At 55.2% G+C, this 11,884-nt stretch carries 11 protein-coding genes and 1 pseudogene; 3 read left to right on the top strand and 9 right to left on the bottom strand.

Annotated elements, in window-relative coordinates:
- Positions 1–110 precede the first annotated feature (110 nt).
- From recC to rppH, 9 genes are all read right to left on the bottom strand, one after another.
- Positions 111–3,485 (bottom strand): exodeoxyribonuclease V subunit gamma, encoded by a 3,375-nt coding sequence (recC, locus tag USG84_RS11400; RefSeq protein ID WP_320738270.1) that lies wholly within the window; start codon positions 3,483–3,485, stop codon positions 111–113.
- A gap of 12 nt (positions 3,486–3,497) precedes the next feature.
- Complete coding sequence (locus USG84_RS11395; protein WP_151412382.1) at positions 3,498–3,821, bottom strand: prepilin-type N-terminal cleavage/methylation domain-containing protein; 324 nt, start codon at positions 3,819–3,821, stop codon at positions 3,498–3,500.
- The gene (locus tag USG84_RS11390) at positions 3,806–4,207 is read right to left on the bottom strand and encodes a DUF2509 family protein (protein WP_061097207.1); all 402 of its coding nucleotides are present in this window, start codon (positions 4,205–4,207) and stop codon (positions 3,806–3,808) included. The genes USG84_RS11395 and USG84_RS11390 overlap by 16 nt, the downstream gene beginning before the upstream one ends.
- Positions 4,204–4,764: a prepilin peptidase-dependent protein gene (locus tag USG84_RS11385; RefSeq protein WP_253543221.1), complete on the bottom strand. Its 561-nt coding sequence runs from the start codon at positions 4,762–4,764 to the stop codon at positions 4,204–4,206. The genes USG84_RS11390 and USG84_RS11385 overlap by 4 nt, the downstream gene beginning before the upstream one ends.
- The gene (locus tag USG84_RS11380) at positions 4,758–5,219 is read right to left on the bottom strand and encodes a prepilin peptidase-dependent protein (RefSeq protein WP_151412381.1); all 462 of its coding nucleotides are present in this window, start codon (positions 5,217–5,219) and stop codon (positions 4,758–4,760) included. Before USG84_RS11380 ends, USG84_RS11385 begins: the two co-directional genes overlap by 7 nt.
- Positions 5,220–5,403: 184 nt before the next feature.
- Positions 5,404–6,198, bottom strand: coding sequence for a thymidylate synthase (gene thyA, locus USG84_RS11375; protein ID WP_253543222.1), 795 nt, complete (start codon positions 6,196–6,198; stop codon positions 5,404–5,406).
- Positions 6,199–6,204: 6 nt separating this feature from the next.
- Positions 6,205–7,080, bottom strand: a complete 876-nt coding sequence (gene lgt, locus USG84_RS11370; RefSeq protein WP_253543223.1) for a prolipoprotein diacylglyceryl transferase — start codon at positions 7,078–7,080, stop codon at positions 6,205–6,207.
- 270 nt (positions 7,081–7,350) lie between these two features.
- The gene (ptsP, locus tag USG84_RS11365) at positions 7,351–9,597 is read right to left on the bottom strand and encodes a phosphoenolpyruvate--protein phosphotransferase (protein ID WP_061097203.1); all 2,247 of its coding nucleotides are present in this window, start codon (positions 9,595–9,597) and stop codon (positions 7,351–7,353) included.
- A 12-nt stretch (positions 9,598–9,609) separates the two neighbouring features.
- Positions 9,610–10,140: an RNA pyrophosphohydrolase gene (rppH, locus tag USG84_RS11360; protein WP_013098553.1), complete on the bottom strand. Its 531-nt coding sequence runs from the start codon at positions 10,138–10,140 to the stop codon at positions 9,610–9,612.
- 442 nt (positions 10,141–10,582) lie between these two features.
- On the opposite strand from rppH, the pseudogene USG84_RS24060 reads away from it, so the two are divergent.
- The 3 genes and pseudogenes from USG84_RS24060 to USG84_RS11345 all read left to right on the top strand — a co-directional run.
- Positions 10,583–10,735, top strand: a pseudogene (locus USG84_RS24060) (hypothetical protein); the annotation flags it as partial.
- A gap of 88 nt (positions 10,736–10,823) precedes the next feature.
- Positions 10,824–11,516: a DNA mismatch repair endonuclease MutH gene (mutH, locus tag USG84_RS11350; protein ID WP_151412380.1), complete on the top strand. Its 693-nt coding sequence runs from the start codon at positions 10,824–10,826 to the stop codon at positions 11,514–11,516.
- Positions 11,517–11,644: 128 nt separating this feature from the next.
- Complete coding sequence (locus USG84_RS11345; protein ID WP_014885085.1) at positions 11,645–11,863, top strand: YgdI/YgdR family lipoprotein; 219 nt, start codon at positions 11,645–11,647, stop codon at positions 11,861–11,863.
- Positions 11,864–11,884 lie beyond the last annotated feature (21 nt).

The raw sequence follows: 11,884 nt of genomic DNA, 5'->3' as shown, positions 1-11,884 counted from the left end.
AACAAACTGCGTGCTGGACACGCCAACATCTCTTTATTTAGGTACATCAGTCCGTGATAAGAAGTGCATCATAAATGAACACCCCATACTGCGCAATTTTTATACAGCGCTCAGGACTGATTAAATTTAAACAACGGTAACAGGTAGCGCTGTGCCTCTTCCGTAATAGCCTCGAAGTATTCTGGCTCAAGCGTTCGCCATAAACGTTGATACCAGACATCCTCACCTTCACCGCGCACCATCATGTTTCCTTCATAGGCCTGCATAAATTTACTGCGCGCTTTCTGCAGCGAAGCCTCATCCGTTAACATCGCATCATTCTGCGCGTCATAACAGGCTTTTATCCACGCACCGCCGCTTTCGGGCAGTAACAGGAGGGGTTTGTTCATTCCCTGAAGATAGCCCTCAATGTACAAAGACAGATAGCGTAACGCCTGTTCTGCCTCCATGGGTGGGAAGCGCCACTCGCCCTCTTTGCGCACAAAGATCCGGCTTTCGCCTTTATTCCCACCCGCACTGTAGACAAGATGTTCCAGCCAGAGTTGCAATCCTTGTGAAACGCTGAGCAGAGAAGGCCGCCAGCGCAGTAGCCCATCCGGCTGAACCTGGGTTAGCCAGCCCGTGAGCTGTATACCATTGCAGCTGAGATCGATTTCGATGCTTTGTCCGGGCTGGCGGTGCTCCCTTACTCGCTCCGCCAGAGCGGTCATCTCCTGGCACTGCGCCTCCCAGACGATTTCCCCAAAGGCACCATAAGGCAGTTGCCCTGCGGCACGGTAGCGGCGGTAAAGTTTGTCAGCATCTTCCTCTTCAACCAGCGCATTCAGCAGCTGGAGGTTGAGCTGATAGCGCTCCAGCCCTTCCAGGGTAAAGGGTTCTGCATCGGGAATTTCGCTCTCTTCAGAACGGAAGTTGACCTGCAATCGCTGCTGGAAGAAGGCGCGCACCGGATGCGCCCAAAACCGCTGAAGCTGTTCAAAAGTCAGGGTGTTAATAGGCAGCGGGTCAAGCGGCTGAATGAAATCCGTATGGGCACGCCCCTCTTTTTTCGCTGCCGGCAGCCATTCGCGGGCATAGCTCTGCTGTTCGCTGACAATATAGTTTACCGGGTCAAACGGCATGCGGCTGTGGATACAGGTAATGTGCGCCTTCACCCGCTGCTCGCTTTCATCGCAGTTAAGCGCTTCATCGCCAGCCAGATAGTGGCTCTGGCCGATATAGTCCACCAGCTCCTGCACCAGAACGGAGGGGAAGCGCTCGCTGTTGTCCTGAATGGAGCGGCCGATATAGCTGATATAGAGCTTACTTTGAGCGGAGATGAGCGCTTCAAGGAAGAGATAGCGGTCATCATCACGACGGCTACGGTCACCCCGCTTTGGATCTGCGCTCATCAAATCGAACCCCAGCGGTGCCAGGGCCCGAGGATAAACCCCGTCGTTCATGCCAAGCAGACAGACCACTTTAAAGGGAATTGAGCGCATTGGCATCAGGGTGCAGATATTGATGGGGCCAGCCAGGAAACGCTGGCTGATTCGCTCCTGGTCAAGGCGCTGCGTCAGCTCATCTCTCAGCAGCGACAAAGGAATCGCCTCGTGATAGTGGGAATTCACGCCCTCGTCGACGATAGCCTGCCACTGCGTTTCAATGAGCGCCATCGCTGCTTCGGTGTCACTGTCTGGCAGGAAGAAATCATTAAGTAACGCCCTGCAAACCGGGAGCCACTCTTCAAGCGGACGCGGCTGCATTAGCTCACGGCGCCAGCGGTTAAGCTGCATCAGCAGAGAAGCTAAATGCCCTACCAGTTCAGCAATCAAACCGCTGGACTCATCGTAAGGCAGCACGTCGTTCCACTCGCCCTGGCTGCTCTCCATAGCGTAGCCCAGCAGCATACGCGTCAGGCCAAACCGCCAGGTATGCTGCCCGGTTGGGGGAAGCTCGAACTCCTGGACGTTATCGTCATCGATGCCCCAGCGAACGCCTGATTCGTTTACCCACTGGCGAAGGTAGCGCAGCCCTTCTTCATTGATGTTGAAGCGTGCAGCCAGCACGGGAACATCCAGTAACGCCAGAACATCTTCGGAGATAAACCGGCTATCCGGCAGTGAAAGCAGGGTAACAAATGCCTGCAATGCCGGGTGCGACTGACGGGCACGACGGTCAGAGATGGCGTAAGGCAGGTATCGCTCACCCGTCGCACTGCCGAAGACGGCCTGAATAAAGGGGCTGTAGCTGTCGATGTCCGCCACCATCACCACGATATCGCGCGGCGTCAGTTCAGGGTCGTCCTGCAGCATCGCCAGCAGCCGATCGTGAAGCACTTCGACCTCACGCTGCGGGCTATGGCAGACATGGACTGTGATACTGCGATCTTCAGCGTCCAGCTTCCGCTTGCTGTCGCTGCGCTCAAACTCTTTCGCCGTCACGCCCATGACGGCGCGGTTTTCCAGATCCAGAATATCTAACTGAATATTATGCAGCAGGCTATCCGGGGCGATCTCGACAAAGGCGTCAACGTCACCTTCGCCTGATGACGTAATATCGGAGAGCATGTGAATGTAATCACGCCCCAGCTTCCCCCATGAGGCAAGCAGTGGATTAGGCAGGTTCTGGATGCCGTCTTCATCAAAAAGCTGCCCGGCAGTCGAGCCGTCTTTAAACAGCGGGACGGATCGTTCTTCAAAAAGGCGCTTTCGCTGGCGAGTCACCAGCCGCGCAAGCCAGCGTTCGTCGAGGATATCCCCCCAATACTGTCGGCAAGGGTTGGTGAACAAAATATGGATATCAATATGTTTACCCAGCGCATTCAACGCCTTCAGATAAACAGGCGGTAATGCGGATATCCCACAGATAAAAACGCGTGACGGCAGCCGGGCTGGACGCGCCGACGCATTCTCGAGTATCGAGATAAACCGATCGTACAGGTTGGCACGGTGCCACTTAGGCTGCCCAAGTTTCTCAGTATGCTCTACCAGCGCTTTCCACAGCGGTGCCTGCCATATTTGCGCCTCCGGTAGCCCTTCAACCAGTTCGCCCGCTTCCCAGCGAATTAACCAGTCAGAACGGTAAACAAGGTATTGGTCGTAGAGATCGGCGGTGCGCGACGCCAGCTGGAACAGCTTGCGCTTATCGGTATCGTCAATGAGGTAGTGGCGCAGCATGGCGAATTCATCGTGCTGCAGCATCTCCGGCAGCAGCGCCATCAGCTTCCAGCTCATGCCCTGCTTGTTGAAGGCGCTCTGCTCGGGAATATCCGGCAACACGCGAACAAACATCTCCCAGATAAAGCTCGCGGGCAGCGGGAAATCAATATTCGCGGCAATGCCAAACTTACGAGAAAGCGACATTTGCAGCCACTGTGCCATACCGGTGCTCTGCACCAGCACCATTTCAGGCTCAAAAGGATCGTCGAGCCGTTTGTTCTCAACGATAAATTCCATCAGCGCTTCCAGCACATCCAGACGATTTGAGTGGTAGACCCTTAACATAGACGCTCCCGACTACTGGCTAACCGGGCAATGCAGACGCGTTATCTCACCGCGTCGCCCCAGAGGAGAAATAAGTGTAACCGTGATGCTGACACATCCTGCGTGCGTTGTCTGCACCCGACTGGCCTGCCAGCCTGCGGGCAGAACATTTGTTGAGAGCTGGGCCTGATTCCAGGCATGGTGCCAGAGCTGGCGATACTGGTTAAAAAGCGTAAAGCGCGCCGCCAGAGCCCGATGATAGCCGGCAAGTGCCGTGACGATGATGACCAGCAGCAGCATCGCCAGCAGAACCTCTACCATGCTAAATCCTTTTTCCTTGCTTACGGCAGTTGGCATAGCGAACGCTCCTTTAGCGGGCAAAAATCACTCCAGCCGTGAGGAGAAAAGCGAATTTTACCGTCGACGATCTCTCCTGAACGCCAGAGCAGCAGGTCGTTGACTCCGGCAATCAGTAAAACAGTGGTCTCACTCAGCCGCCGTAAACACACTTGCCGCGCGGGTGCCTTTTTGCACTGGACTTCAGGACCGGGTGACCAACTCTGAACGCGGCCCCATTCAAGCGCTGACTGTACAGAAGCCTGCTGCTGCAGCGAACGACTCTCACCGCCAACGAGCGCGCTGAACGTTGTCAGTTGCTGGTTTAGGCCGGTGAGGATCAGCGTACCAAGCACCAGTAAAAGCAGAACCAGCGCCAGCGAAGACATACCGCGTTGACGGTTCACAGGTTATACCCCGTGACCGTATACATAGCCTGATAAGGCTCCCCTTGATCGCCTTTGCGCAGGGCGGACAGTTCGATATTCAGCTCCGGCGCAAACCCGGCGTGTGTTACTTTCCTCACCACAAAATGCGCGATGGCAAGCCTGTCCGGGTCCGTGAGCTTTTCCCATCCCTTACCTTCACACGTGGTTGCCCCACGAAGGGTTTCCAGCGCGCCCGATTCCAGACGAAAACCGGTGCTGTCGTTTTCTGATGCACTGCGATCCCAGCGACCGTTACTGTTGGCATCCCACCGAACAATGACGCAACTGCCTTGCTTTGCGATCGCCAGCCCCTGCCCCTGGCAGTTCCCCGCACAGTAACCCGCACGCTGAAGCTGTTTGCCGAGAGCAAACAGGCGCTGCCAGACCTCTTCTTCCAGCTCTCTCTGGCCGGATTGCAGCAGTACCGCCCGCTGCAATCCGGGTAGAAAGCGTGATGCGCCAATCAACAACAGGCTACTGATGGCCGTGGCAATCAGAACTTCAGTCAGCGAAAAACCGCGCTGTCTCATCAACATGAACCTCCTTGTGAGACCTTACACATTCTGATGCGCCCTCCGTCTGAGACTATGATCAGCCATTCTCCGGCACGGCTTTGAACCCTTATTCGCCCTGCCCATGCCGTATCCCTTAACCCATAGAACCCTAATGACGGCGTGACCTCGCTCACCGCGACCTCAGGCCAGAGAGGAATCAGGACAAAGGGGCTGCCCTTCTCACAGCCTTGTACAGCAGCGCTCGCCAGACACTCCTGTCCCCCAACCCGTAGCTGGGTTACGTGATGGTCGCGGTTGTACCTGTTGGCATCGTTTCGCAGAAACACCAGATAGTCGCGCACCTGGCCGGCGGTTTGCCACAGCCGCTGCTGCCGCTGCCAGCTTTCCCAGCCGTACAGACCTGAAGCGCTGAGTATGACAACCAGCGAGACAGCCACCAGCGTTTCGATAAGCGTAAAGCCGTTCTCTTTTTTCATGCGGGAAGTGTGGCGATTCGCCGTGGGCGTGGCGAGCGGTGAATAAGGGTTTTACGAGGCGTTATCCGAAGAATTGAGCGTGTTGCAGCGCGTTGCACGCTTTCTGGATAACACCCCGGAAAACGGGATAAAGACGAAAAAAAACCGGCGCTAAATAGCACCGGTTGTGTCACGCTTTACCGCATCAGATAGCGACGGGCGCTTTGATGCCAGGGTGCGGGTCGTAGCCCTCAATCTCAAAATCATCAAAGCGGTAATCGAAGATCGATTCCGGTTTGCGTTTGATAACCAGCTTCGGCAGCGCGCGCGGTTCGCGGGTGAGCTGAAGATGCGTCTGTTCCATATGATTGCTGTAAAGATGGGTGTCCCCACCTGTCCAGACGAAATCACCCACTTCCAGGCCGCACTGCTGCGCCATCATGTGGACTAACAGCGCATAGCTGGCAATGTTAAACGGCAGGCCGAGGAACACGTCACAGGAGCGCTGGTAGAGCTGGCAGGAGAGCTTGCCATCGGCCACATAGAACTGGAAGAACGCGTGGCACGGAGCCAGCGCCATTTTATCCAGCTCACCCACGTTCCAGGCAGAAACGATGATACGGCGCGAGTCCGGATCGTTTTTTAGCTGGTTCATCACGGTGGTGATCTGGTCAATATGGCGGCCATCAGGCGTTGGCCATGCGCGCCACTGCTTGCCGTAAACCGGGCCCAGGTTGCCGTTTTCATCTGCCCATTCGTCCCAGATAGAGACGTTATTTTCGTGCAGATACGCAACGTTGGTATCGCCTTGCAGGAACCAGAGCAGTTCATGAATGATCGAGCGCAGGTGGCAGCGCTTTGTCGTCACCAGAGGGAAGCCTTCTTGCAGATTGAAGCGCATCTGGTGGCCAAAAATGGAGAGCGTACCGGTACCGGTACGGTCATTTTTCGGCGTGCCCTCATCGAGCACTTTTTTCATCAATTCAAGATACTGTTTCATGGTTCCTCAGGAAAGTTGTTGCTGTGGACGACGACGATACGCCCAAATCATCATAATGGCACCCGCGACAATCATCGGAATGGAGAGGATCTGCCCCATGCTGATGTACTGTACCCATTCGCCGGTAAACTGCGCATCCGGCTGGCGGAAGAATTCGACGATGATGCGGAACGCGCCATAGCCAATCAGGAACAGCCCGGAAACAGCTCCCATCGGGCGCGGCTTGCGAATAAACAGGTTCAGGATGATAAACAGCACCACGCCTTCCAGCGCCAGCTCATACAGCTGGGACATATGACGCGGCAGCACGCCGTAGGTATCGAAAATGGACTGCCACTCCGGGTGCGACGGCAGCAGCGCGATATCTTCCGCGCGGGAGCCCGGGAAGAGCATCGTGTACGGTACGCTTGGGTCAACGCGGCCCCACAGCTCGCCGTTAATAAAGTTGCCCAGACGACCCGCTCCCAGACCAAACGGGATCAGCGGCGCGATAAAATCTGACACCTGGAAGAAGTTGCGTTTGGTGCGTTTGGCAAAAATCACCATCACCAGGATCACCCCAATCAGGCCGCCGTGGAAAGACATGCCGCCGTCCCAGACGCGGAACAGGTAGAGGGGATCGTTCAGGAACACCGGGAAGTTATAGAACAGTACATACCCAATACGGCCACCGAGGAACACGCCGAGGAAGCCCGCGTAAAGCAGGTTTTCAACTTCGTTTTTGGTCCAGCCGCTGCCAGGACGGCTGGCGCGACGGCCCGCGAGCCACATGGCAAAAATGAAGCCCACCAGGTACATCAGACCGTACCAGTGAAGCGAAACAGGTCCTACTGAGAAAATGACCGGATCAAACTCCGGAAAATGCAGATAACCACCGTTCATCTGTCACCACAAGATGTTGTTATTCCGCTGAAAGTGGACAGCGGTAGAAATGCGATTCTGCCTTAAGCAGAGGCTCCAAAGTTGCGAATCATAGCATAAGGCGGGCGCGGAGGATGCGCCAGAGATGTAAAAGATGTGTATAGGGTTTTGTGCGCAGGTCCCCTCACCCTGGCCCTCTCCCACAGGACTGAGGAATCCCCACAAATTAATACGAGCAGCGAAACATCCCCTCTCCCCTTTGGGGAAAGGGTTAGGGTGAGGGGAAAGGCTTTAGCGACCACCGCGGATCAGGCCGCCCATACCGCGCCGCTCCATAAATGCCGCGACCTGGTGACGCACCTCAGCTGCCAGCTGCGCGTCAAGGCTGCGCTCGGCAAGCTCGCGGGCATCATTGACGTCTATATGACGCAACAAATACTTCACGCGCGCTACAGCGCGGCCGTTCATCGACAGATGGCGGTACCCCAGACCAATCAGGATCGCGACGCACATCGAGTCTCCGGCCATTTCACCGCACAGGCGTAGATCAATCCCGTACTGTTCAGCCTCACGGGCAATCATCGCCAGCGCGCGAATGATCGCCGGGTGCAGGCTATCGTAGATACTGGCGACGCGGGTGTTGTTCCGGTCGACGGCCAGAATATATTGCGTCAGGTCGTTGGTACCGACAGAGATAAAATCAACGCGGTTTGCCAGCTGCGGCAGCATAAAGACCATAGATGGCACTTCGAGCATGACGCCGATCCGTGGTTTCGGGATCGCATAGCCAATCATCTCTTCCACTTCACGACCAGCACGTTCGATCAGGCGCCGCGCTTCGTCGATTTCATCTATGCTGGTGACCATCGGCAACAGGATGCTGAGATTGCCCGTCGCGGCGTTGGCGCGCAGCATCGCGCGCACCTGGATCAGGAAGATCTCCGGCTGATCGAGCGTAATGCGGATCCCGCGCCAGCCCAGACACGGGTTCTCTTCGCTGATGGGCATATACGGCAGCTGTTTATCCGCCCCGACATCCAGGGTTCGCAGGGTGACAGGCTTGTCGTTGAACATCTGCAACATACCCTGATACTGCGCCACCTGCTCCTCTTCGGAGGGGAAACCGCTCTGGAGCATAAAAGGGATTTCAGTGCGGTATAAGCCAATACCGTCGATGCGGCTGCCAAGCTTCTCTTCGTGCTCGGGGCTTAAGCCGGCATTGAGCATGACTTTGATCCGCTCGCCGCTTTTCAGCTGCGCGGGCAGGTTAACGTCATCTTCCGCCAGCTTGCTTAATTCATTCTCTTCGCTGATGAGACGCTGATATTCCTGGAGCAGAACCGGCTCAGGATCGACCAGCAGTTCACCGCGGTAACCATCCACCACCAGCGTGCGGCGGTGCAGCACCGAGGGCTGAATATCCGCCCCCATAACGGTAGGGATACCGAGCGCGCGCACCATAATGGCGGCATGGGAGTTCGCTGCACCATCGCGTACGACAACCCCGGCGAGTCTGTCCTGCGGCAGCTCGGCCAGCGTGGTTGCCGAAAGTTCATCGGCAACCAGCACAAACCGTTTTGGCCAGGCATTTGGCCCCTGAATGGTGTCATCGAGGTGGAACAGCAGGCGCTGTCCCAGCGCGCGGAGATCTCCAGCCCGCTCTTTCAGATAACCGTCGGTCAGCGCCGCGAACTGTTCGGCAAATTTTTCGATGACCTTTTTAACCGCCCACTCCGCGACTGCGCCTTTATCAACCTCGGCAAAAAGTTCACGGCGCAGACGCGCGTCGGAAAGCAGGTGCGAGTAGAGGTCAAAAATGGCCGCCGTCTCTTTTTGCGCACCAGCGGCAAAGCGCTTGCTGTAGCGACGGAACTCATTGGCCGCCTCTTCCAGCGCGGCGGTAAGACGCTCGCGCTCCAGCGCTTCATCAAGCGTGGAGGCTTCGTAGACCTGCTCCATTAACGGCAGCGTGGCGTCCATCCAGCCTTCTGCAATCGCCACCCCTGGCGATGCCGGCAGGGCGCGAATGCGCGTATGGCGATACTGACCGAAGAGCGCGGCAAGCTGAGACTGAGAGAGGATCGCCGCCATCTGTGTCGCCAGCGTGACGAGGAAGGACTCTTCGCTTTCATCATACTGACGCAGCTCGCGCTGCTGGACGACCAGCACGCCGAGCAGCTGACGACGCTGAATAATCGGCACACCCAGAAACGCGCGGAAGCGCTCTTCTTTTACGGAAGGAATGTATTTAAAGCTGGGGTGTTTTTGCGCGTCGGCAAGGTTGATAGGTTCAGCCAGCCGCCCAACCAGGCCGACAATACCTTCATCAAATGCGAGCGTTACGGTGCGTCCCCGCGGCTTTTTCAAACCGCGAGTCGCCATCAGGTAATAGCAGCGCCGATCGTGATCGGCCAGATACACCGAACAGACCTCGGTCTCCATCGCAAGACAGATGTCAGTGACCAGAATATTCAGCGCCTCGTTGAGACGCGGAGCGCTGGCCACCTTCTCGACTATTTCTCGCAAGCGGGTGAGCATGATTTGCGTAGCTTAACCTCTTTTACGTCGCCAGGCAGGTGCGCTCTGCGGCTTAGGCGGGATCTCCTGAAGCTGCATCACCACACTTGCAAACTCTTTCATCACCCTACGGTAAACATCGCGCTTAAATGACACGACCTGACGAACAGGATACCAATAGCTCACCCAGCGCCAGCCATCGAACTCCGGCGTACTGCTGGTTTGCATATTGATGTCCGAATCGTTGCCCACCAACTGCAGAAGAAACCACTTCTGTTTCTGGCCGATACAAACCGGCTTTGTGTCCCAACGCACCAAACGTTTCGGTAACTTGTAACGCAACCAGTTGCGGGTCGAAGCGAGGATGCGAACATCTTTTCGGCTTAAACCGACCTCTTCAAAAAGCTCCCGGTACATCGCTTGTTCTGGGGACTCTCCCGGATTGATCCCGCCTTGCGGGAACTGCCAGGAGTGCTGACCATATCGACGGGCCCACATGACCTGGCCCTGACGATTACAAATTACTATTCCTACGTTCGGGCGGTAGCCATCGTCATCAATCACCGGACTACCCCAAACTAAACCTTATATATGAATGATTGTTTCACACTACAGTGAGGCGGTAAACCACTCTCTTACAGGCCTGCAACCTAATAACATTTGAATAACTCACAAATAAGTGCAGAGTTATAAACAGATGTGCGGTAACGAGGGCAATTTTATTCACCTTTTCTGTGGATATAGTTGTGAAGAAGTGTCTGATTACCGATGAACAACCTGAAACGGCCTCTGCCCTACTGTTTCCCCCCTTAAATATAAATCTATATTTTTCATGATATTATACTGATATCAGCAAACAAAATGCAGAATAGCGTGACGATCGTCACAGCAGGGATCGTCGTGCTGATGAAAGATCGAACAGCGTCGGTTTTATCCACAGATTGTGCCAATAAGTTAGGCACAATTTGTTTGAAATTTGGATTTTCATCGCACGTCAAGGCTGTAAATTGAAACAGTAGTCAGGGTTATGCCCAGTTATCCCACTTTTCTGTGGATAACATGGTGTAAGATCCTGTTTATTGTCAGTGACCAGATTTGAACAACCCGTTTTTCGTCTCTGAGGAAACCGTGGGAAAGTCATAAAAAAACCTATAAATCATGCACATGGAATATTGGTACAGAAAAAGTTAAACTCTATCCACAGGGGACTCTTTCTTCGTTTATTTTTTAATCAAAAGGTTATCGTCATGCATCCGCTTTCACCCTTGCTCTCACCGCCGTCGAGCGAAAGCCAGCTGCTACAGCAGGCTCAGCGTCTGGCAGGCTTCTCGCTGGGCGAACTGGCGGCGATGGCAGGGCTTCCGATCCCGAAGGATCTGAAGCGAGATAAGGGCTGGATCGGCATGTTGCTGGAGCTGTGGCTGGGTGCCAGCGCCGGGAGCAAGCCAGAGCAAGATTTCGCTGCCCTTGGCGTAGAGTTAAAAACCATCCCCATCGACAGTCAGGGTCGGCCCCTGGAGACCACCTTTGTCTGCGTAGCGCCCTTAACCGGCAATACCGGCGTGACGTGGGAAACCAGCCACGTGCGCCATAAGCTGAAACGCGTGCTGTGGGTACCGGTTGAAGGTGAACGGCAGATCCCGCTGGCTGAACGCCGCGTTGGCGCGCCGCTGCTCTGGAGCCCGGATGAAGAAGAGGAGCATCAGCTGCGCCTGGACTGGGAAGAGCTGATGGACATGATTGTGCTCGGTCAGGTCGAGCGAATTACCGCCCGGCACGGAGAAGTGTTACAGCTGCGCCCGAAAGCGGCAAACAGCAAAGCGCTTACCGAGGCGATCGGCGCGATGGGCGAACCCATACTGACGCTGCCGCGCGGTTTTTATCTCAAAAAGAATTTCACCGGCGCTTTGCTTGCTCGTCATTTCTTACTTAAAACATAGTTTTTTACTTATTTTGCGAGCTCACAAACATAATCACCTGGTTTTTAAGATTTTACCGCTTCACCCTGTTGCCATAACGGGTTAATACTACACTATGATTTGATACGAGCCAGATGAGGACGATAACGATGAAAAAATGGGCGGTGTTAATTTCAGCAGTCGGGTTGGCGTTTGCCGTATCGGGCTGCAGCAGCGATTACGTCATGGCGACGAAAGATGGCCGGATGATCCTGACCGACGGCAAACCTGAAGTCGACGACGATACCGGTCTGGTCAGCTACCACGACCAGGCGGGCAATAAAATGCAGATCAATCGCGACGAAGTCTCGCAAATTATTGAGCGATAACGGTCAGAGGTCAGTGGCTTA

Origin of the sequence: Enterobacter sp. 168J2, assembly GCF_034107265.1 — a bacterium.
Lineage (GTDB): Bacteria > Pseudomonadota > Gammaproteobacteria > Enterobacterales > Enterobacteriaceae > Enterobacter > Enterobacter nematophilus.
The sequence above is the reverse complement of the archived record's forward strand: the minus strand, read 5'-3'. Positions and strand labels throughout refer to the sequence as shown.

Excerpts from the sequence above, each read along its gene's own strand:
- ptsP (WP_061097203.1), bottom strand. The coding sequence starts at position 9,597 with ATGCTCACCCGCTTGCGAGAAATAGTCGAGAAGGTGGCCAGCGCTCCG.
- USG84_RS11395 (WP_151412382.1), bottom strand. The coding sequence starts at position 3,821 with ATGCCAACTGCCGTAAGCAAGGAAAAAGGATTTAGCATGGTAGAGGTT.
- USG84_RS11345 (WP_014885085.1), top strand. The coding sequence starts at position 11,645 with ATGAAAAAATGGGCGGTGTTAATTTCAGCAGTCGGGTTGGCGTTTGCC.
- USG84_RS11380 (WP_151412381.1), bottom strand. The coding sequence starts at position 5,219 with ATGAAAAAAGAGAACGGCTTTACGCTTATCGAAACGCTGGTGGCTGTC.
- USG84_RS11385 (WP_253543221.1), bottom strand. The coding sequence starts at position 4,764 with ATGTTGATGAGACAGCGCGGTTTTTCGCTGACTGAAGTTCTGATTGCC.
- lgt (WP_253543223.1), bottom strand. The coding sequence starts at position 7,080 with ATGAACGGTGGTTATCTGCATTTTCCGGAGTTTGATCCGGTCATTTTC.
- thyA (WP_253543222.1), bottom strand. The coding sequence starts at position 6,198 with ATGAAACAGTATCTTGAATTGATGAAAAAAGTGCTCGATGAGGGCACG.
- recC (WP_320738270.1), bottom strand. The coding sequence starts at position 3,485 with ATGTTAAGGGTCTACCACTCAAATCGTCTGGATGTGCTGGAAGCGCTG.
- mutH (WP_151412380.1), top strand. The coding sequence starts at position 10,824 with ATGCATCCGCTTTCACCCTTGCTCTCACCGCCGTCGAGCGAAAGCCAG.